This window comes from Wolbachia endosymbiont (group A) of Urophora cardui, assembly GCF_964028435.1.
Taxonomy (GTDB): Bacteria; Pseudomonadota; Alphaproteobacteria; order Rickettsiales; family Anaplasmataceae; genus Wolbachia.
Window position 1 is genome coordinate 1531770 of record NZ_OZ034774.1, and the last position, 22290, is coordinate 1554059.

The following is a 22290-nucleotide window of genomic DNA, read 5'->3' on the forward strand; positions in this document are numbered from 1 at the left end:
CCTAAAATTCAAAAAATACCGAAAGAATCTGTTATAAACATTTTAGATGAATGACACCAGATTTTGATATAGTAGCAAAAAATAACCCAGTAACAGAGGTTTTAAAAAAGAGTTTAATATTACTACGTGTCACTGATGGATCAGGTACTACAAGTGACGAAGCTGAGATATGTATTAATTATAGCTCTAGCGCTTTAGAACTTAAGGGTAATTTACAGGTTTTTCTAGGATATAAAGAAACAGGTTTATTACCTATGGGGGTATATAAGGCAAATCAAATTACAATACAAAGTCCACCACAAACTTTAAGAATAAAATGTGACGCTGCAAGTTTAAGAGGATCATTAAAGGAAAGAAAATCAAAGGAATGGAAAGACATTACCTTGGGAGATTTGATTAAAGAAATAGCACAAGAACATGGGTATGAAGGTAAAGTCGCTGAAAGATTTGAAAATATATTTATACCACATATCATCCAAGCAGAAGAAAGCGACATGAGTTTTTTGGAAGGATTAGGCAAAAAATATGATGCACTAGTAAAACCAGCAGGAGGATATATAATTTTTATTCCGAAGGGAGAAGCAAGATCAGCGACTGGAAAGATGTTAGGTACAACAGTACTTACACCTAAAGATATTATAAATTGGGAGGTAAATTTTAATGTGCGTAACAAATATGGATCTGTTATTGCAAAATGGCATAGTTATGAAAAGGGAGAAACTATAGAAGAGAAAGTGGGAAATGAGGGCCCAAGTTATACCTTGCAAACGCTTTACTCTACCGCAGAATCAGCAATTAGTGCAGCAGCAGCCAAGTTAAAACAACTAAAACGTAGTACATCAAGTTTAAATGTAACTGTTCCTGGTAATCCAGAATTATTTGCAGAAGCTAAGATCAGCCTTTCAGGATTTTGTCAGGAAATTGAAGGTGAATGGGTAATTAGCAAGGCAGAACATATTCTAAATAATAGAGGATATCAAACTATAGTAGAGGCAACAGTGAGCAAAGCTGTTTAAGTGAAACTTAAGCAAATGGTCATTTAATTCTAAAAAAATGTTAGACATGAACAAAATAAGTAAGAACATAAAGAATAAGATAAATTTTCTATGGCTGATGATAACAATTATATGTGTTGTTATTACATGCTGCTATACAAAGAGTAAAGCTGTGGGTAATTATAAAGCAATACTACAAATTGCCTCTAAGAACTGCAGTTTGGCAGTTACAGAATTTTCAGTAAAAAACCTATTAGATATTAACACACAAATTCCTATGATGAGAGCTTTGCATTATTCATCTAGTTCAGGGTGTCTGCAAGTTGTAAAGTTTCTTGTAGAGGAAGGAGCTGATATAAGTGCCACAGGTGGATATATGGGATGGACAGCCTTGCATCATGCTGCAGATAAAGGCCATTTAGAGGTTGTTAAGCTTTTATTAGACAAAGGTGCAGATCCCACTGCTACAGCTAAAGATGGAAGAAGACCTAGAAATATGGCTGTAGTGGAATCAAGACACAATAAAGATAAACCTTACAGGGAAATCATTAAGCTACTTGCAGAAGCAGAGGACCGATACGAATCAACAAAAAGTAATCACTAAAGCTGTAAGTTTTCTATAATCTGTATATAAACTTCTAAAACTATCCATAATAGATTAATACCTTCACATGCAAAATCAAAAAATCCCAATTACAGTAATTATCACGTTATTAATACAAACAGTAGCATTCATATGGTGGTTATCCAAGCTAGACTCAAGGGTACAATTTCACGATAAACTTATTGAATATGGTTTAATGGAAAAAGTATTAGTACTTGAGGAAAGGGTAAAAAATCTTTCTGAGGAATTGGATGAACTTAAAGCTGATTTAAAGTAATTATTCTTCTACTTTTGGTGTATAAGGATCAGATTGAGATTGACGATCCTTCCAGTTTTCGATGTATTGCTCAACTAATGTAGGGTCTCCTGTTATAATCAGTAGATTCTCAGCGTTTTTTTTCTGCGCGGCGTCAGAGAAATTGAAAGATCCAGTTATGATTTTTTGCTCATCAATAATCATAATTTTACTGTGTGAAATTGCAGACGCCGTCTTATCAGTCAACAAAAAAATTATAAAAATTGTCTCATTGCCTAGGCTGTATTGTAAAACTAAAAAATACTTCCAACTCACATCCTGTATAGCGGATACAGATTATAGTTATGTTGATAAGTAAATTTCTGCTGTCTTGTATATATAAAACTAATTTACTTATCAACATACCAATTACATTCAATGAATTTGTGTAAGATGCCATTTTACATAAGATAGAATGGAGGCATTTTTTGATTTTAAAGTACTAAACCTTCAGTTAACCTCCTAGCCCTGTAGTTTTTGATATGGTCAGGATCAAAAGCCTTTTTTGATCTTAAAATACCAAAAACAATATGAAGTAACTTACGCATTGCAGACCCAACTATGGCCATATTATGCTTACCCTTTTCCTTTAATCTCTGGCAAAAGCTCATAATAATAGGATTGTGATTCTTAGCTACTATGGCAGGAAAGAAAAGTGCCTTACGTAATGGTTGTGAACCGGATTTACTTAATCTGGGTTTGGCATATACAGATGAACCTGATGTTATATTTCTCGGTATAACTCCTGCATATGCTGCCAATTCTCTGGCATTTCTAAAAACTTCTATGTCAGGAACCTCAGCTAAAATAGCTACTGCTGATTCCTCTCCTATGCCTGGAATAGTCAGTAGAAGTTGAAAATTTTCCAACAACTCTTTGTGTTGCTTTAATAGTTCACGTACGGAGTTTTTTATTGTTTCTATTTTTTGAGCTATATTCATTGCAAGGTCTTCCCAAGCATTTGTAACTTCTTTGGGCAGTCTCTCTTTTTTTTCTAAGTGGTTATTTACTAATATCAATTCATCTTTTAACGCAACCGAGCAACGATAAAGATGTTTTAATTTTTTCAGTTCAGGAGAAGGTGGTATCCAACGAGTAGGTTCCTGTCTTTGGCAACAATCAGCAATAATTTCTGCATCAGTCTGATCATTTTTTTGCCGTGTAAGCTTACTTCTTGCGTAGGATTTTATGCAATAAGGATTTACAACACTAACAAAATGTCCAGTATTGTGTAGAAATTCAGCCAAAGCTTCACTATAACAACCGGTAGCTTCCATGCAGGCTTTTACTTGTTCTATATTATGTTTTTGTAGAAAGCTCAGTAAACCTTGAAAACCATGATCATCGTTCTTAAAGCTCCTTTTCCTAGTTTCACGTTTTCCTTTTTTACTTATAAATGAGAGAAAAACATCAAAGCGATCTTTTGATACATCTATGCCAAGAAAGTTGTTGATCATATATAACCCCATACGTTACCATTAAAAATGAAAAGTAAGGCTAACCTTGTTAATACAGAATTAGAACCATTTAGGTCTTTCTAAGACGCCGTCCAGCCTATACTTTTGAGAGGGAGCTCTTATCTGCAAAACAGATTTTATATCTAAGGTTTATATCAGAGTTCCTCCCTTCTCCAACTAATGCTTAAGCTTAAAACATTAGATGCTTTTTTCAAGATACAAGGTTTATAGTCTATGTATATTGGGATTTTTTGATGAAACAGTTCATTAATAACACTATACTTTGAGCTAACTTGCGATTCGTCGAGAATAACCATGACATCAACTCCACGCTTTTTAGCTTGAACTAAGGATTCAGCAATAGGCTTTGAGGTAAATTGGTATGCCTGAACCAACACGGATTTTTTAGCATGATCCACGGAATCAATTATTAGGTTGGTGCAATTTTCTCTAGGAGTGAAACATACAGTAGTACTTGGACAAGAAACACAACCTGATAAAAGCAAACAAGTTAAAAAAATCAATAAATATCTAAACATGGCCAAATATATTCTTTCAGTCGACGGTGGAGGCATAAGAGGTATTATACCTGCTATTGTTCTAGCTGAAATAGAGTATAGAACAAAAAAGCCAATCTCTCAAATGTTTGACTTAATGGTCGGAACTTCTACAGGTGGTATTATCGTTGCCGGATTATGTAATAAACAATACTCTGCTCTCGACTTAGTTGATCTCTATCAGAAAGACGGGCCACATATCTTTAAGTCTTCATTTTTCAGAAGATCAATATTTTCCTGGCTAAATTGTGCACAGTATTCATGCAAAAATATTGAATGCGTTCTGAATAGATATTTTGGTGATTCTACTCTTGCAGATGCAACAAATAATTTAATGCTTACAAGCTACGATATTAAGAACAATTATCCCTTCTTCTTTAAAAGCTGGAGAGAAGATAGAAATTTTATCAAATTGAAAGATGCATTACGATCTACAACTGCAGCACCTACTTACTTTGCACCTAAATATCTTAAAATCAACCAAAAGGAAATGGTATTAGTGGATGGCGGGGTATTTGCCAATAATCCAGCGGCTTGTGCATATGCAAGTGGTAAGAGGTTATTTCCAAATGATGATATTCTACTGTTATCGATAGGTACTGGAAGAACAGACAGAAGCATAGAGTATGCCAATTCAAGGAGATTTGGAAAGATAGGCTGGATAAAACCTTTGTTAAATGTGATGTTTGCCTCTGGACTGGACTGCGTAAATTATCAGATGAATCAAGTAATAGGCAATAGATACGTAAGAATACAATCGCAATTGAAGCTAGCGTCGGCTGACATGGATAACATTACATCAAAAAATATCAAATCTCTTCAGCAAGAGGCAAATGTAATGATAGAGGATAATCAGGAACTGATGGATAAATTTTTGAAATGCCAAGCAAACTAAAGAAATTATACCACAAAGCAAAGAAAGGTTTAAAAAACATAGTTTCCCCCAAAAAACACACTGAGGGGCAAGAAGCTAAAATTTCAAATAATAAGCCAAAACCGCTCTCTGAAATTGTGGTGAAACCTAACCTATACTCGAAAGTAACCTTTAAAGCAAAAAAAGATAAAAAAGGAATAAAAGAAAAAATAAAAAGCTTAAAAACGAAACCCGTAGAAAAAGAGCTAAAAAGAGGCAACGTGTTCAAAAAAGGCTTCAAAAAGCTAAAAGGGAAAATAAAAAAATTAAACCCCATAAAGTCCAAGAAAAACAAGATAATCGGAAGCAAGAAGTTAGCATTTTTACTGACATCTGGTACGATTGTGGCAATTTTGCCGATGTTTAATTTGGCCCCTTTTCCAGCCTTAGCCATAACTTCTGCATGTGTTTTCAGTATTAATTTTATTGCAGTCAAAACGTTAAAGAAATTTATCAAACAACGCAAATTAGCAGCAGAATCTAAAGAAGTAGCAATTCAAGAAGAAGCTATAGCTGAAGCAGGAAAGCCGAAAGAAGAAATTCAAGATGTATCGGTTGAACCGGTAAAAGAAAAAGCCGCAAGCAAAACTTCAGAGAAATCTTAAATAGATTAACTATCTTCATCTATATCATAATATATAGCTTTTCTCATAATATTCCGAACAGATCATAATAATACAATGCTGGCCTCCTGGCTTACAACAGCTATAAAGATGTTTTCACCCCCCGTTCGGACTATTGTAAGAAGAGCTATATTATATAAATTATCATAGTTTTAATTCCGTTGGGAGCGTAAGTTGCACAATTTCCTCAACAGTCAAGCTAGTTATTGAAGAAATAGCATCAGCAGAAACACCTAGTATAAGTAGATTATTTGCGGGAATGTTCAAAAAAGTGTGTCAAATCGAAAAAAAGTAATAAATTGATATAAAAAAATGGAGGTTTGAAAATGAGTCAGAAAATAGTAAACAGAACTAACGGATTGGTAGATTATAAAGAGTTGGAAACAAATATACTGTCGTCTATACGAGAAGGTAGGCCACTGATGGGAAGAGATGGTGCATTAACGCCATTTATAAAAAGGCTGCTTGAAGCTAGTCTAGAGGGTGAAATAGAACATCATTTATCTGCTGGAAGTGAAGAAAACAATCGTAGAAACGGGAGGAATGGCAAGACTTTGAAGACAAGCGCAGGTTCATTTGAACTATTGACGCCAAGAGACAGAGAAGGAAGTTTTGAACCACAAATAGTGAAAAAAAGGCAAACAAGCTTACATCCGGAACTTGAAGCAAAGGTTTTAAGCACATACGCTAGTGGCATGGGATATAGGGACATAGCATCGCATGTAGAGGAGATGTATGACCACAAAATATCTGCAGCAGAAATATCCAATATCACCGACAAATTACTGCCGTTAATCAATGAATGGCGCAGTCGTCCACTGCAATCTGTATATCCAATAGTATTCATGGATGGCATGTTTTTCAAAGTCAAGGAGGACGGGCATTGCGTAAGTAAATGCATGTATAATATATTAGCAAAATGGCAGAAAAGAAGTACTAGGCTTTTATTTAGCCGAAAGTGAGGGAGCTAACTTCTGGTTAGGAGTGTTAAATGACCTAAAAGAGAGAGGGGTAGAGGATATTCTGATTGCATGTGTTTGATGGTCTAAAAAGTTTTCCTGCGGCTATAAATAGTGTATTTCCCAAAGCAGAAGTACAACTATGTATAGTGCATCAGATAAGAAATTCATTGAAATATGTATCCAGCAAAGATGTGAAAATTTTCATGAATGATTTGAAAAAAATATATCGTGCTTCAAGTAAAGAAATCGCTGAAAATTATTTGCTTGAGCTGGAAGAAAAATGGGGTGAAAAATATCCTTTGGTCATAAAATCGTGGCAAAACAATTGGGAAAATTTGTCTGGTTATTTTAAGTATTCTGGCCCTGTTAGAAGGCTAATTTATACCACCAATCCAATTGAGGGGTTGCATAGACAAATCAGAAAATTTACTAAAACTAAGGGTTCATTTACTAGTACAAATGCCTTGTATAAACAGGTATATTGTGCTATAAAAAAGGTAGAGCAGAAATGGATTATGGCTTTGCCTAATTGGGCTTTAACTATGTCTCAACTTGACATCTTCTTTCCCAACAGATTGAAAATTGAGTTGAACTAAAAATGCGGCTTGACACACTTTTTTGAACATTCCCTTATTTGCTACTTTGATTCCCTCTATTTTATCAATCTTTTCTTTGTAAATTCGCTTTCTTTGCAATAAAAATTCTACCCATATATCCAGTTCATCTTGTGATTCTTGAGTGTTAATTTTTTTTAACTCTCTCGCCCAGCTTAATAGCTCTCCTTCACTATCTGTATCTTCGTCTTCACAACAGTTTTCTTCCGTTACCAGATCTTCAGCATTCACTGATAATTTTCTTGCTATTTCCCATAACCTCTCACCGAACATGGTGCTTCCTTGTTCATAGTAATGTATCTGTGGACCTCCTATACCAAGCTCCTTCGCTAATTCCTCTTGAGTATATCCCCGTATTATCCTCCACTTTTTCATTCCATCCCTTTTGTTGGAACGCTTAGAACTTTTTTCTTCTTTATTTTCATATTCATCAACTGATAAGCCTGTTGCTCGGTAGATAATATCAGCATCAAATTCTAACTTGAGCATATTTTTTGCCATTCTTATTCTTGCTGCTTTTATAGCACTTTCTTCCTCAGCTCGGATAGATTTGGTTAATGCGTAGATTGCCTTGCGTCCCCTTGTTTTTTCTATGAAATTGGACATCCATTGAGTCTTATCACAACAACGATTTTCTTTGAGTACTTTTTGTCTAGGAAGTAGATCACTCAAACTAACTGATAATGCGTCTGCTATTGTTTGTAACTCTTCATCTGGAATGCCACATACCCCTAGTTCATATCTTCGCAGCGTATGATAGTTTATACCTGTTTTGCCTGCTAAGTCTTTTATGGTATATTTTCTTTTTAATCTCCAGCTTCTTACTTTTTGCGCTATTTTGTATCTTATAGAGATATTTGCCATGCCACAACGGTTTTACGGAAATAAACATGTATACCCTGCTAATAGGCTTTTTGCTACTTTGTCAAAAGATTAAATTTAGCTTATGTTTATTGGAAGAGCTCGGCTTGGACTGCGATTTATATAAAGCTTTTATGCAGTCCAATTTGAGAAGGAAGTCCTTTGTTTAACGTTTCCTAAATGCTTCTTGGCTACCTCCACATGCCCTATTTACCCACGACAGTGTTTCACTTGAGTGATCCGCCCTTATCTCCTCTTTGGCCTGCTCTTTACTCCACATGCCACTTCTTGTGAAATTTCCTCTTTCTACAGCTTCTTTGACTGTCGTTCCCCCAAAGAGGCAACCTTTTCCTATTACTTCGCCTCTTTTTTGTAGTTCAGCCCACATTTCTTGGTTTCCCACTCTTACCTGTACTTGATAGCAGTTTTTTACATCATGGTACAATATAATATTTAGCTTGCCAACACTTGTAGGAAATTCTAACACGACTGAGCTACTCTCTGATACATCAATGTAGTTTCTCTCACCTCCTTTCTCAGTTCTGACTTCAATTTCACTATTGCCCATTTTTATAATGTTACTTCCTAACCCTTTGTCTAGACCTAAATCTCTTGTGCCTTCTAGTACCTTGGCAACCTCTATTTTACTATCTTCAGAGAATTCCATAAAAAATGTTTTGTTGTCCATTTCCACGTCTATTACGGCTCCTCTTTGAACAGCACTTTCACCGACTTTCCTTAGTTCTTCAAGTCGCTTATCTATCTGTGGCTGCACTTCCGGTTGCAGTTCTTTATAAATTTCACCTAACAGTTTATTCTGCAACAGATTGTCATGAAACTCTGCTCCTCTTAGCATTAATTTACTCATTATCTTTTTCTGATCACCTTTTTTGAACTTGTGAAAATGCATACCTAATATCACATACTCAGCAAAGCTCCGGCCTCCCTCATCACACCCATTCATCCTCATTCCAGCAGCTATTGTCTCATCTACAACTTTGTTCAGCTCACTTGGATTTTTTGCTGTTACAATTGCACTTTTTAATCGGCTCAACTCTTTACTTTCCCTTGCACTTAGCTTTATTTTTTGCAAGCCTGAGGTAAATGGATTTAAATTTTCTGGATAATCTTCTTGATTACTTGCTGGTTTTGTACCATAAATACGGTCAAGTCCTTCTTCGAAGTTTATTTGGTTTTCGCGACCATCTCTACTAGGGGAAGGCATTGTACCTCCAGGATTCTGGTTATTAATTTTGCTCACAAAGTTAAACGGTTGTATATCAATACCCTCAAGAGCACTAAATATTTTGCCCAATAACTTGCGATTAATATTGAACTTACGATTCTTTTTATTTGGGTCTTTTCGAACCATTGTAATTTTTTTACTAGCCATATAAGCCTCCTATATTAAGCATATTATCTAAGTCTATAGCGCAATTTATAGCTTTACTATTAACTTAATATACAAATATTAGAAAGATCTTGTATAATTTGCAACTATTTATAACAATAGAATAGAGCTTTTTGGGCTTTTATTCGTTTATTATAACTTAACATGCAAGTTATACAAAGATCTTGTATGCTTTACAACTTTTGTTATGTCTTTTTCCAAATCTCAGCTATAGAAATACGCTTTTCTTAAAGCACTTATATTCATATTTCGTATTGTTTGCCACTAGCAGTAAACTTCCCAAACCTGAAAAATTTGGTTTATAACAGCTCTCTTTCCTTAAAACTGCAGTATCCTTTGTCTGTCATAATAATGTGATCTTCTAATTCAATTCCCACTCCTTGACACGCTGACACTAATTCTCTAGTCATTACTTTATCATCTTCTGATGGTTCTAAACTCCCTCCTGGATGGTTATGAGCTAATATTATTGACGCTGCTTCCATTGATAACGCCTTTTTTACCACTTTCCTTTCAGATAGGTGTACTTCATCTATTGTACCAAAATACACTTCATCTCTTATCAGACGGTTCTGTTTATCCAAGTATATTATCAGGACAGCTTCTTTTGCTGAAAAGCCTATGTTTACCCTTACATACTCTATCAGCTTTTCTTGGCTATCCATTACAGGGCCTCTCTTTAATCCTTCTCTGAGTGCTCTTTTATAAGCTTCTTTAACACATTCAATTGCTGCAGCTGCATGTTCAGTCATTCCTTCTATCATTTTCAGATCATCGATTTCTCGTCCCAAAATTTCTCCTATTCCTGGGCAATTATCCATTAAAGTTTTAGTAACATCTTGTGCTTGCTTCCTGTCATGAACTGCTCCTAGAAGCACTGCCACTATTTCACGATCAAATAGAGCACTTCCTCCTCCGCTTTGTAGTACTCTCTCTATTTCTTCTGTAAGTTTTTTACTATTATTCATAAAATATACTCCTCGTTAATAACAAATTGTTTTTAATTATTTACTGCTGTTTTTTATCAGCATTGGCATAAAGCCATAGCTTTCGAATGAAGTCAAATCAATTTTTCAATCTTTTTTACTTATTTTTTCATCAAAAAATTAAGATATTAACAGATGCTTATTTTATCTAATTGAAAATTAATCCTTTATGTAAAAGAAGTTGTTACTATTTTAGAAATAACATCAGTAGAAAAACCTAACTGAAGTAAATTATTTGCAACTTTCATTTCCTCTGTTTTGTAAATCTTTTCTTTGTAAATTTGCTTTCTTTGCAATAAAAATTCTACCCATATATTCAGTTCATCTCGTGATTCTTGATTATCAATTTTTCTATATTCTCTTGCCAAACTTAATAATTCATTTTCTCCTTCGCAATCATTTTCTTTGTATTCATTTATTAGATTTTCAGCATCTACTGACAATTCTCTTGCTATCTCCCACAACCTTTCACTTAAAAGAGTAACGTTACCTTGTTCATAGTGATGTATCTGTGAGGGACCTACATCTAGCTTTTTTGCTAATTCTTCTTGTGTATATCCTCTTATTATTCTCCACTTCTTGATCTCTTGTCCTCCATTTTGGCTCGTATAACCGATACTTTCCCTATCAGCATATTCTTCAATTGATAAGCCCGTTGCTCGATAGATAATGTCAGTATCAAACCCTGCCTTAACTAGATTCCTTGCAATTCTTATTCTTGCTGCTTTTATATTACTTTCTTCTTCAGCTCGAACAGATTTGGCTAATGCATAAATTGCTTTGTTTCCCCCCATTTTTTTGTATTTTTCTATGAAATTATACATTTCCCGGGTCTTAGCTTTGTCAAAACAACTATTTTCTTTTAGTACTTTTTGTCTTGGAAAAAGATTTTTAATAGAAATTGATAATGCGTCCGCTATCACTTTTAGCCTTTCAGTTGGAATGCCACATGTTCCTTGCTCGTATCTTATCAGTGTATGATAGTTTATGCCTGCCTTGTCTGCTAAGTTTTTCAGAGTATATTTTTGTTTTAATCTCCAGCTCCTTACTTTTTGCGCTATTTGGTACCTTATGGAAACAGTAGTATGCTTTGCCATACAGAAATAGATATTATATAGGCTAATACTACCAAATAAAAGATATACAAAAACTTCTATGTTTGCATTTTAGTTGAATATTTCTTCAGAATTGTGTATAATTATTAATGCTTTTTAGGTTAGTTCGTTATGGCTCTTTCGAAGTTTCTTGATGCTCGCAATGATATTGCTTTTCGCCGTATCTTTGGTACCGAAAAAAATAAAGATATTCTTATTCACTTTCTTAATGATATACTAGGCCTTACCGATGACAATAAGATTAAAGATGTCTCCTTTCTCAGTCCCATTCAAGACCCTGTCATTGCCTCTCAAAAGCAAAGCATTGTTGATGTTCTCTGTGTTGATTCTACAGGGATAAAAACAATAATTGAGATGCAAGTCGCTAAAACAAGAGGCTTTGAGAAACGTGCCCAATACTACGCTGCTAAAGCTTATTCAAGTCAAGCTGATGTAGGTGACCAGTATCATGATCTTAAAGGGGTTATCTTTATTGCTATTGCTGATTTCATCTTATTTCCTAATAAGCTGGCTTATAAGTCTGATCACGTTACTTTTGATAAGATGACCTTTGAACATGATCTCAAAGACTTCAGTTTCACTTTTATAGAGCTACCAAAGTTTAATAAAACAAAAGAAGATCAATTAGAAAATATTGTTGAAAAGTGGATCTATTTTTTTAAGCACGCAGATGAAACGAGCGAAGAGGATCTAAAAAAAATAATAGGTAGTGATGTAATTATTGGTAGGGCTTATGATGAGTTAAACCAATATAATTGGAGTAAAGAAGAACGTCTCGCTTATGATCAAGCTAAGAAACGTACCGATGATTATTTATCTACCCTTGAAGAAAAACTTCATGAAGGCATACAAATCGGACATGAAAAAGGCAGAGCTGAAGGCAAGGAGGAAGGTATTCAAATTGGCGTGGAGAAGGGTGAAAAACAAGCTAAGATGACAGTTGCAAAGAATCTACTTAAAGCAGGAGTTTCTATTGATATCATAGCTCAAACTACTGGTCTTACATCCGACGAAGTGAAAGACTTAAGCTCTTTGGACGTCTAGATGAACATCTTTATACTAGATGAAAACCCAGTAATTGCGGCACAAATGTTATGTGATAAGCATATAGTAAAAATGCCATTAGAAACTGCTCAATTACTTAGTAGTGTTTTTTCAATGGCATTAAAAGCACCAAACCCTTTTGTCAGTATCACAAACCAAAATATAGAAGTTCCATATAAACTTACTCACAAAAACCATCCTTGCTCTTTATGGGCTAGACAATCCAAAGGGAACTTTTATTGGTTGATAGGGTACGGAAAAGAATTATGTAAAGAGTACACTTGGCGATATAAAAGAAAACATAAATCAGAGGAAGTAATAAATTTGTGTGATAGTAATAAGGATTTACTCATTTTTCAATCAACAAGTATGCAAGCTTTTATACAAGCACTGCCTGATCGGTATAAATGTACTAATCCTGTAAAAGCTTATAGAGAATATTATCTACATGAAAAGATGAGATTTGCCAAGTGGGAAAAGGGCAGAAAAGCACCGGATTGGATAATCTGCTACGTAATACCATAGCTAATACAGCTCATAAATAGAGAAGCCATCCAAATCGGACATGAAAAAGGCAGAAAAGAGGGAGAAAAGCAAGCTAAAATAGCAGTTGCAAAGAATCTACTTAAAGCAGGGGTTTGTATTGATATCATAACTGAAACTACCGGTCTTACTGCTGATGAAGTTAAAGTCCTACTATCTCTGGATGCTTAAGTAAATATCTTTGTATTAGAAGAAAATCCTATGAATGCAGCACAAATGTTATGTGATAAGCATATAGTAAAAATGCCATTAGAGACCGCTCAATTATTGAGTAATGTTTTTTTCAACAGCATTAAAAGTGTGAAATCCTTTTGTTAGTGTTATAGATAAGGATATAGGAGTTCCATATAGACTTACTCATAGTTCTTTATACCCCAGTTATGGATTAGCTTGATGTAAAGTCCTGAGATTCTGTTTTCTGCACTAATTGTAATAACATAAAATTACTTTCACTTCAGATGTTTTGTAAACTACTGATATTCAGCGCTTTTTAACCTGCGATTGGTAATTTAGCAAAGCTGTTACTCTCTGTTATATATGGATTATCGATCGTATAACTTACTGATTTTAGCTTCTTTTTGATGTTATACTCACCATATTTCTGATCCATGACTGGGGTTCTTACTATCATCTACAAAGAAACCCTGCTAATTTTTCTACTAAAATTGGTCTTTTCTTCATCTATATCTCCTTCTACACCTAGAATTTATTCACCAATTCCCTATTCTCTAGAGAAATAAGCAATGTTCTATACCACCGTCAGAAATTAATCTGCCGCACCGAGAACTGATAGACCTTTTTATCTTTCCCCTTATCTCTTTTCTTGGGGTGAGTAAAACAATATATTTTTCCACATAGTTATAAGCTGGGAACCATAAAAACAGCTTCATGATCAGCCATTTTAAAAGTTTGATCAAGTTCAATATTCCTAAGCGTTGTACTTGCCTTATATGAACAATAACATCCCAATGCAAGGAAAGTTAATGCAGTCAAAGCAAGTGAAATAGATATTCCTAAATGAGACATTGTTAAACTTGTGCCAACAGCAAATACTCCAGATAATATAAGAGAAGCAGAGGCATAAATTATTTGCTTTCTACCATGAGTGCTTGCTGCTGAGAATTGAGATCTTACTGCTGAACTTTTTTCAGGAACTTGAGATAGGTTGCTAGCCTTTTTACCATAACCTTGTGTTACATTAATTAGATCCCCGTTCTTTGTAGATGCCATGGCCTCAGGGCCAACCTCGGACTCCATTTCAGTTTCGGTTGACTCACCGAGCTTTTTCCTCTGTTCAATAGCTGCAAGCTCATTATACACATTTTCTCCAGAGCAAAAATGTGAGATCCAGGTGCTCAAGTTTCCAATGTCCTCTAATCGTTTATTCTCTGACTTTAATCGTTCTACACTGCTCAATAATATAATCCTTTCTGACAGGAGTTCCTCAATTTGTTTCTTCATTACATCTATCTCTTCCATCAACTCTTGTCGTTCTATCTCTACCCCTACGGGATACTTACCATCTGATTGGGTAATTTCTCCAGATTTGCTTATGTCCTCTGTTTGTACAGCAATACTTTTTGTTTCGGTTGCTCTTAAAATGTATTTGTAACACTCGTTTAACTCATCGTTTTTCTGTTTGAATTGTTTATTTTCTACAATCAACCTATTTTTATCCTCCTCTATTTCTTTTATATAGGGATACAGCCCATCTCTTTCTTTGAGTAGAGAATCATTTATTGAATTGTTTCTTTTGAGAAGATCTACAAGCTTGAGTTTTTCTTCGATCAATAACTGATTTCTTTGATCTAGAGAACAACTCATTTTTTCTTGTATTTCCAATTTTAATTTAAGTCTGTAAATTTGTTGTAAAAAACCCTCAGATGAATTTTCGAAATTGCCTCCGGGCTCATTTTGTAGGAATTGTTTGCCACGTTCACTGATAAGTTCTTCTACGACATTGAAAAAATCTTGCAAAGACATCTTCAGCTCTGTTAACTCTCTACTTAATGACGTAAAATTTTGTTGTTTTATCATTTTCTCCATTTTGTCCAACCTATCTACAATTAGTTTCATAGGTTCAACCATTCTACTTGCACCACTTAAATTCATCTTGCCACTAAGATCTGCTTCATTAATCAGGTCTTCACTCGTGGGAGTTGGATTAGATTGATTGACCTGTTTAATCGGAGTACTCGAATTAATCAAATTTCTATCAAAGCCAAAAAGTACGTTCATATCACTTAAAACATTAATTGAGCTATTCGGTGAAGATATGCCACTATTTTCGATTAATTCACTATTACCGAAAGCTTTCGGATCTTGTCTCTGGTCCACAGCAGTCTCTGTTAGACCAGCATAATCTTTCTGATCTTCTCTACTGCTTGCACTCATAAAGCACTTCACTCCCATTACTGTTCTAACATTCTCCACAAGTTCTCCTCTTTCAATTGTAATATGAGATTCGTTTTTTTTGTAGTTGATTTTGTCATATAATTGTTTACACTTTTCGTAGGATAATATTGGTTGTAGCGTCTTCTTCTTTACTTCTTCATCATAAAAAGCCTTCAGCTCATTACTTGATAGTATTGCTATAGCTTCTTCTACCCCAGGACGCAATTGAGAACTCTTATTCTTGCATGAATTAACATGGTTCAGTAGAAAAATCTTAACAGAGTGTTGCTTGTATTCCATAAGTTCCTCTAATGTAATCCCCATAACTTCTTCTTGTGATTCTATGTACCGTAGAGCGTTTTCAAAGTCTTGCCTGTTAGAGGTGAGAGGTTGAGCTTTTTTTAACTTTTTAATCTTACTCCATTTTGGATTTATACCATTAACTTCAACAACTGGGGCAACACTTGTAGAGTCAATCTCATTCAACACAATACCGCGATTATCTTGATCCTTCAGGAAAGCTTCTAGCTGTTTTTTAAATTCCAGTAAATTACTTAATTTACTTTCAGTAGTTTTAGACTTTTTGATTTGATCATTAACGTTCTTAGCTGCCTGGTTGTTCTTTTCATCAGTCATTATTTTCTTTTTTAATTCACCAAAGAGTTTGTCCCGTAGTTTTTTAAGTTCCTTATTATCATTACTAAATATATTGTTCATCTTGTCTTGAAAATCTCCTTTTCCTTTAAACCCCAAAACAGTATATAGATCTTCTTCACCACTCTGCTGATCGGATTTTGTATTTACAACCATAACCTTACCTAACACTAACGTAACAGAGCAGATACTGCTGAACAGAACTTAAGAGCGAGGTTAAAACCCACTTAGTTAAAGCCACCAGCACTTCTCCGGTTAATTGTACCAGTATTCTTCTGGAAAACAACATATCTGCTGACTTTATTCTTGGGAATATAAATAGCGCAATATCAAAAAGTGCATCACCTATGGTCTCCAAAAAAACTTATTGGCAGCTGTCAAATCAAGATTTCCAGAAGATACCCAATAATTCGAGACATATTTCTCCAGGCCTATTTGTATATAAAATAGGTCTTTTTGGAGTAATTAGGTATTGCAACCTATTTACAAATTTAGTATTGTAAAGTTGTTTTCATGATATATGGAGGTTCGAATGCCAATACAAACAGAGCGTCACGCTGCGGTACTTAAAAAACTACAAGATGTGATAAAACATGAAAATTCTGATATTGCGGCTGGAAGAAAGTTAGCTATTAAAAGGTGGGTCGAGACCTATGTAGAGCACATAAAATACTTTGATGATAAGCTGGAGTTTTTGTGCCTCATATTCAAAGATGAAGGTTGCTGGGTAAAGTTAGATAAAGACAAGCCAGGTACAAGGTTAAATAATACTTTTTTGCGTGAAAGGATTGCTGAAGAAAAAATAGAAAAAGTAGATGAAAGAGATAATTCGCTTCGTATAAGAATAGATAATCCACTTCGCAGGTACGAGATGGCTTGTAGTTACTGTGTGGTAGATAAAATCCATCAGCTCTTTGAAGAAAGATTTAAAGCTTATAAAAAAAGGGTTCCTTCTGGTGCATTGAAAGGCAAAACTGAAACTGAAATTAACGAATACGTACGAAAATCCCTATTGGGTAGCATGAAGAGAAATGGTGATGTATTTAACTTCTGGATCGATAAAGAGTCTGGAGAATTAAAACAACCTAGTAATGCAGTAGAGGGTTTTGACAGCGCTGTAAAGCTCAAGTGGAGTGAAGGGGTAGAGTATTTTTACAATCAGTTGGAGGAAAAAGATAAGGCGAAGAAGCTTACAGAAACAATTATTGCTTTTTCTCGTCCTAAATCTGTTGAGAAAGACGCTCCTATTTTAGATTTTTGTGTAAATAACATAACTGATAAAGGCGTTCTTTTACAAAGATTGCTACGAAAAGATAAGGGAGTGTATGCTCTTCTTGCTGAATTAATAGACTCATGTTTTTTTGATACAGTTCATGATTTGGTGCAGTGCTGGTGTTATAGAGGACTTTTGGAACAAGGAGATCATTCGGACAAGATATTCTCACAGCGAGAATATGAAGTTCTTCTTTCATCAATTTCAAATGTAATTTTGAAAAATCCTGAGTCAAGTGTTCAAGGAAGATCTCTTATTATGAAGATTTGGGAGTGTGATAGACTGAGTGAATACAAAAAGGCTGCTGTTAATACTTCTAATTATACAGTTCACATAAGTGGTATGCTTGCAGGATTAATAGTCAATTGGAAACGAGAAGATGTTTGTAAGCCTGATGGGAAAGAAGAAATAGAGAAAGAAGAAATAAAAAATATAATCTTATTTGCTCGAGATTCCTTTCCTGAAAAGTTTTCACTTTTTAAAGAAGTCATGATAGAAAATCTTAGATTATGTGGCAGAGAAGGAAAGAAGGAAGGTATGGACTACGGCGAGTTAGCAGAAAAGTTATTGTTTTCTAAGTTAGAGAAAGAACCCTTATCTGCTAGGAATGATGGTTCCAGAGTAATAGTAGAAGCTGAAGATCCCAGTTTTTCTCGTTCTTCCATAAGACATGATGGTTCTAGTGATGGCCCGAAGTCCGAGTTTGAAGCCCCTAGTGTGAGTGGTGTTTCTGGTTCTCATAAGAAAAGAAGCATCTTTATGCTGAGTGGTAATGAGTAGTCCACTCATCAATTTAAGTGGTTTTTCTGGTCTTAGTAAATAGAGAGGTATTTTCTGTCTTTAGTGAGAAGTTTAGTAGATGGAAATCTTGAAGGTTTCAGAACAGAATTTGAATCTTTTTTAGATCGATGTCCATCTTTCGTGGGTTGTGTTGGGATAGGTCGTTTTCTTCCTGTATTCTTTTTTAGTATGTTTGCCACTGCGCACGATGCTGGAATTTTAAGAGCAGATGAAAAAGTCTATTTTCGTTTTGATAATCATGGTGTTAATCCGCGTACAGGTAGAAATAGAAATACAGGAAACCTAAAAGTTGCTGTTTTGACTCGTAATCTTGACGGACAGCAGGTTGTCAGATGTTACAGCATTTCTGACGTCCCTAATAGTGATGGGTTAAGGTTCAGTACAAGGGAAAGAAATGCTCTAGTGCGAGAGATTAGACGGCAAAATCCAAATTTAAGGGAAGAAGACCTAAGCTTTGAGCAATACAAAGTATGCATGCATGGAAAGGGCAAGGGTCAGGGAGAGGGAATTTCAACAGTATTTGAAGTGATTCGTGAAGAAGATCATGAAGGTAGAAGTGAATTTGGCGAATATTCAGCATCTGAGGTTAATTATATTAGACGAGAAATTTTACATGATCATAGAGTGAACATTCGTCACTTAAGACGAGAAATAAGAAGACTTGATAGACATGACAGAGTTGCGGCAGGACTTAGACGCGCCAGAATAAGGCAAGGACTTGATAGAATCATTACTTTTGCACAAGTAGCACCAGGTCAACAAGGAATTGACAATTTTATAGAGATGATAGCAGGAAACGAAAGACAAGATGTAAGAGATAGAATGTACGAAGAAATTTTGCCATACATAACTCGAATCTATCGTCGTTACGCAGACAGACTAGAAAGTGATATTCGAAATCGCAATCAAGAATTTGAGGGTCACGGATTTTTATTAGGGTTTTTAGCAAATTTTAGTCATCTCCACACGATAGATATTGACCTTGACTTGTCTACTGAAAATTTATGTGTTGTTTTCCTTGTACATCGTCAAGAAGAGAGAGAAAACATTCCTATCGTTATTAATGTTACTAGATGGAGGACGCCTTCTGGTACTGCATTAAATCACGCTAGAGGTAACGCTAAGAGATTACATACTTCTTCATTTATACCTGTTCATACTGAATCAGGATATGCTGTTTGTGTTGGATTAAATTTTAATTTAGAACATTTTAGTGTTGAGACAGTAGGACTTCAACAGGATAGACTTCCTTTTGTACAAAAATTATTTGAGCGTGTGCGAAATAGACAAGACAGACAAATTCAAGAGGAAACTAGAAATTTTTTACTACATCATCTTCCACGCGAAATACCAACAGATGAAGGTAATCGCGATAGGAGATTTGATTATATGACTGGTTTTGCTTTTGGGAGTAGTGCTTTTGATATACACCCTGTACGACTAGAAGAAGATGATGAAGCATATGTAACAAAATACATATTTAGATACAATAATCAGAATTTAAGAAGAAGCGTTTTAACTATGGTCTTGCATGCTCAAGATTCTGATGTAGTTATACTTCATATTAGAGCCAGCAATGATATACAACTAGAGGCAATCCCTTTACCACAAGGTAGTATTGCTGCTGTGGGTGTAGTGACATACACACTTAATGATCGATCTGGAATAAATTCTAATGCAGTTAGATTTAATACACCAGGAGATTACCTACTGGGGAATGGGGGTAATTTGCTTGGTGGTCAGCTTGTAGAAATTCCCAATGCTGAAAATGTACATGGTATTTTAGAGGGAGTTATGAATGATGACTGGCAAGATGGTGCTCAGCACGGAGAACTATTTACGGCTATTTCCAGAGTATTAATGCCAGAAAATATGAATGGTAATGCAATAATAGATGTAGATAGCGAGGACAAGTTTCAGTCTATATTGCATGGTGTATTTTATACTTGTGACAATCCTGATAAAGTGATTGCTGGGTACAAGGTAGGTCAAACATATAGTTCCGATATAAGAATGGTAGGAGAAATAGTGGAGCGAGCAAATACAAGAGTTGCAGAGCATAGATTAGATCTCCTATTATTAAGGCAACCTACAGAAAATGATTCAGACACTCACCCAATTGGATATGTATTAGGATTTGCTGATAATGGACGAGCATTAGCACGAGAACAACGTAATGCAAAACAGCAAATAACAAGACTTATGGACAAACATAGAGGATATTTGCCTATTACTTCTGGAAATGAGGTGGTTTTATCTTATGTTATATTTAACAGAGGTACACAGAGAGCAGAAGATCTTATATCTACTCAACAACTTTATGTACATAGATTTGATCGTCGTAGTCGCGACTCAAGACCAAGAGGACTAGTAGAACCTCGCAGTATTATTGATGAAAATCCACCAGAGGGTCTATTATCAGATCAGACTCGTGAAAACTTTAGGCGTTTTTACGAAGAAAAAGCACCAGGACAAAATTCGATTTTTTTGCTTGATATAGACGACAATCTACATGTTCCGTTTAGTTACTTACAAGGTACTAGAATACAGGCAATGGAAATACTAAGATCAAGAACAAGAGAAGGTGATAATGCCATTCCTACAGCACAAGGAATAAGAAGACAAATAAGAGGTATTCTTAGAAATCAAAGGATAGAAGTAAATGATCTACTTACACTAGAATTTGCGACGAGAAATGGACATTATGATTACTGGCTTCAAGATAATGATATACTTCGCGCTGCACCACAATATGATCTTAATAATGATAATAACCAGAGATTTACAGTAACTTCTGTAGGAGTAGTAGTTCGAGGTCATGATGGCACAGGTCATGATCGCATAGATAACACATTAGATGAGTTTATACGAGGTATACAAAATGACGGTGCAGAACAACGTAGATTAACTTTAATTATTACTCTAGGTAATTCTCATTGGGTTACATTAGTCATTGATCATCAAAATAGAAGTTATGTTGGGTATTATGCTGATTCACTACATCGTGCTGATTTAGATCGTAATAATATTCCAGAAAATATTAGAGAAGCTTTAAACAATCATAATATTAATGTTATCCATGATGTTTCCATTCAACAACAAGGAGATGATTATAATTGTGGTATCTGGGCATTAGAAAATGCAAGAGCTATCAATCAAGCTTTAGTAGAAAATAGAAATGTAAATGGTTGTCTAAATGTTCAAGTAGACTTGCAAGCTAGGAGAGAAGAGATTTCAGAAGTATTACGTAGTGATAATCCGGAACCTGAAGGTCTGCAAAGGCAGGTACCTGATCAAAGCCGGAATCAAGTTTATGAGTTGCTACGTCAGTATTTACAATTAGGGTATCACATAGGTGCAGGAGGTAGTGGTGGATCAGTAAAAGCACCTAGTAACTTACAGTCCACTCATTCTGGTAAGCAACAAGAAATAAACATTCAAGCTGCCAATGATGATCAACCAGATCCAAGTAGTGAGTTAAGTGAAATACAACCAATATCGCATAGAAAGTTACAACGCCGTCACTCTGTATAAGGAAAAAGGGTTTGATGTTAGGAGCTTGATCTAATTGTAGGTTAGTAGACTGAATAGTGATACTAAGTTAGTATAGCCCTTCTCATAATGGTCCAAAAAGGTCATAAGAAGGAAGAATCAACAGCATGACGAAAAGATGTGAATAGAGGAATGTTTTTCCTGGCTCTGTTTTTTATAGCAAACCAATGATGCTCAATTTTATTGAAATCCGGAGAGTATGGAGGCAGATACAGAATGTCTGCACCAACACTTTTGGCAAATTCAACAACCTTTTTAGACTTATGAAAAGTTGCATTATCCAAAATTACCGTTTGTCTAGATTGGTGCAAGAAATTACTTGAACCAGCTATTAAAATCTCTGTATCACAATAGTCTTCAAAGGCCATAAGTACTAATCTGATAGTATATATTACTAAAAACTTAAATGATATAGCCATTTCCAGTGTCCAAAACCAGCTAGTGAGAGAAGAGTTTGTTTTGGGATGGGTTGGTCTACCAAACAATACGTTCGAACTTTTCTATATAATAATTCCACTATACCGCAAAACCAGCCACATTAGCCTACTTTTGCCACATTTAGGTACGAACTGATTTGCCTAACTTTGTTGCAGCAATTTTGCGTTTTTATTTTCGCAACGCCGCTTTTGTTTAAAT

The 22290-nt window shown here is 35.1% G+C and carries 18 protein-coding genes and 2 pseudogenes; 11 read left to right on the plus strand and 9 right to left on the minus strand.

Going from position 1 to position 22290, the window contains the following annotated elements; genetic code table 11:
* The first annotated feature begins 50 nt into the window (after nt 1-50).
* From ABWU38_RS07425 to ABWU38_RS07435, 3 genes are all read left to right on the plus strand, one after another.
* Nucleotides 51-1016, plus strand: a complete 966-nt coding sequence (locus ABWU38_RS07425; protein WP_264336580.1) for a phage late control D family protein — start codon at nt 51-53, stop codon at nt 1014-1016.
* 37 nt (nt 1017-1053) lie between these two features.
* Nucleotides 1054-1599 (plus strand): ankyrin repeat domain-containing protein, encoded by a 546-nt coding sequence (locus ABWU38_RS07430; protein ID WP_309166441.1) that lies wholly within the window; start codon nt 1054-1056, stop codon nt 1597-1599.
* 67 nt (nt 1600-1666) lie between these two features.
* The gene (locus ABWU38_RS07435) at nt 1667-1876 is read left to right on the plus strand and encodes a hypothetical protein (RefSeq protein ID WP_264374857.1); all 210 of its coding nucleotides are present in this window, start codon (nt 1667-1669) and stop codon (nt 1874-1876) included.
* Here ABWU38_RS07435 and ABWU38_RS07440 read toward each other — a convergent pair whose 3' ends face one another.
* The 3 genes from ABWU38_RS07440 to ABWU38_RS07450 form a co-directional block, all read right to left on the minus strand.
* Nucleotides 1877-2059, minus strand: a complete 183-nt coding sequence (locus tag ABWU38_RS07440; protein ID WP_353272771.1) for a phospholipase D-like domain-containing protein — start codon at nt 2057-2059, stop codon at nt 1877-1879.
* Between the two features lie 269 nt (nt 2060-2328).
* Nucleotides 2329-3351: an IS110 family transposase gene (locus ABWU38_RS07445; RefSeq protein ID WP_353272772.1), complete on the minus strand. Its 1023-nt coding sequence runs from the start codon at nt 3349-3351 to the stop codon at nt 2329-2331.
* A 155-nt stretch (nt 3352-3506) separates the two neighbouring features.
* On the minus strand, nt 3507-3926 hold the full coding sequence (locus ABWU38_RS07450; protein ID WP_353272773.1) for a phospholipase D-like domain-containing protein: 420 nt from the start codon (nt 3924-3926) through the stop codon (nt 3507-3509).
* On the opposite strand from ABWU38_RS07450, the gene ABWU38_RS07455 reads away from it, so the two are divergent.
* The 3 genes and pseudogenes from ABWU38_RS07455 (at nt 3889) to ABWU38_RS07465 (ending at nt 7002) form a co-directional block, all read left to right on the plus strand.
* The gene (locus tag ABWU38_RS07455; protein WP_353272774.1) at nt 3889-4803 is read left to right on the plus strand and encodes a patatin-like phospholipase family protein; all 915 of its coding nucleotides are present in this window, start codon (nt 3889-3891) and stop codon (nt 4801-4803) included. The genes ABWU38_RS07450 and ABWU38_RS07455 overlap by 38 nt on opposite strands.
* Complete coding sequence (locus ABWU38_RS07460) at nt 4788-5426, plus strand: hypothetical protein (RefSeq protein ID WP_353272775.1); 639 nt, start codon at nt 4788-4790, stop codon at nt 5424-5426. Before ABWU38_RS07455 ends, ABWU38_RS07460 begins: the two co-directional genes overlap by 16 nt.
* Before the next feature lie 344 nt (nt 5427-5770).
* Nucleotides 5771-7002: pseudogene (locus ABWU38_RS07465) on the plus strand (IS256 family transposase).
* Here the strand turns inward: ABWU38_RS07465 and ABWU38_RS07470 are convergent.
* The 4 genes from ABWU38_RS07470 to ABWU38_RS07485 form a co-directional block, all read right to left on the minus strand.
* Nucleotides 6943-7884 carry a helix-turn-helix domain-containing protein gene (locus ABWU38_RS07470; RefSeq protein ID WP_353272776.1) on the minus strand — a complete coding sequence of 314 codons (942 nt, stop codon included), beginning with the start codon at nt 7882-7884 and terminating at the stop codon, nt 6943-6945. The pseudogene ABWU38_RS07465 and the gene ABWU38_RS07470 sit on opposite strands and share 60 nt — an antisense overlap.
* A 163-nt stretch (nt 7885-8047) precedes the next feature.
* Nucleotides 8048-9274: a hypothetical protein gene (locus ABWU38_RS07475; protein ID WP_410542159.1), complete on the minus strand. Its 1227-nt coding sequence runs from the start codon at nt 9272-9274 to the stop codon at nt 8048-8050.
* A 317-nt stretch (nt 9275-9591) separates the two neighbouring features.
* Nucleotides 9592-10260 carry a RadC family protein gene (locus ABWU38_RS07480; protein WP_353272777.1) on the minus strand — a complete coding sequence of 223 codons (669 nt, stop codon included), beginning with the start codon at nt 10258-10260 and terminating at the stop codon, nt 9592-9594.
* Nucleotides 10261-10445: 185 nt separating this feature from the next.
* Nucleotides 10446-11375 (minus strand): helix-turn-helix domain-containing protein, encoded by a 930-nt coding sequence (locus ABWU38_RS07485; protein ID WP_353272778.1) that lies wholly within the window; start codon nt 11373-11375, stop codon nt 10446-10448.
* 129 nt (nt 11376-11504) lie between these two features.
* Between ABWU38_RS07485 and ABWU38_RS07490 the strand changes: the two genes are divergently transcribed.
* From ABWU38_RS07490 to ABWU38_RS07500, 3 genes and pseudogenes are all read left to right on the plus strand, one after another.
* Nucleotides 11505-12437: an Rpn family recombination-promoting nuclease/putative transposase gene (locus tag ABWU38_RS07490; protein WP_353272779.1), complete on the plus strand. Its 933-nt coding sequence runs from the start codon at nt 11505-11507 to the stop codon at nt 12435-12437.
* Nucleotides 12438-12962 carry a pyrimidine dimer DNA glycosylase/endonuclease V gene (locus ABWU38_RS07495; protein ID WP_353272780.1) on the plus strand — a complete coding sequence of 175 codons (525 nt, stop codon included), beginning with the start codon at nt 12438-12440 and terminating at the stop codon, nt 12960-12962. It begins immediately after the preceding gene.
* Between the two features lie 21 nt (nt 12963-12983).
* A pseudogene (locus tag ABWU38_RS07500) lies at nt 12984-13151 on the plus strand (transposase); the annotation flags it as partial.
* 687 nt (nt 13152-13838) lie between these two features.
* Here the strand turns inward: ABWU38_RS07500 and ABWU38_RS07505 are convergent.
* Nucleotides 13839-16184: a hypothetical protein gene (locus ABWU38_RS07505; protein WP_353272781.1), complete on the minus strand. Its 2346-nt coding sequence runs from the start codon at nt 16182-16184 to the stop codon at nt 13839-13841.
* Nucleotides 16185-16560: 376 nt separating this feature from the next.
* Between ABWU38_RS07505 and ABWU38_RS07510 the strand changes: the two genes are divergently transcribed.
* Nucleotides 16561-18081 carry a cytoplasmic incompatibility factor CifA gene (locus tag ABWU38_RS07510; RefSeq protein ID WP_353272782.1) on the plus strand — a complete coding sequence of 507 codons (1521 nt, stop codon included), beginning with the start codon at nt 16561-16563 and terminating at the stop codon, nt 18079-18081.
* A gap of 63 nt (nt 18082-18144) precedes the next feature.
* On the plus strand, nt 18145-21636 hold the full coding sequence (locus tag ABWU38_RS07515) for a Ulp1 family isopeptidase (protein WP_353272783.1): 3492 nt from the start codon (nt 18145-18147) through the stop codon (nt 21634-21636).
* Between the two features lie 101 nt (nt 21637-21737).
* Here the strand turns inward: ABWU38_RS07515 and ABWU38_RS07520 are convergent, their stop codons facing one another.
* Complete coding sequence (locus ABWU38_RS07520; RefSeq protein WP_353272784.1) at nt 21738-22073, minus strand: transposase; 336 nt, start codon at nt 22071-22073, stop codon at nt 21738-21740.
* Nucleotides 22074-22290 lie beyond the last annotated feature (217 nt).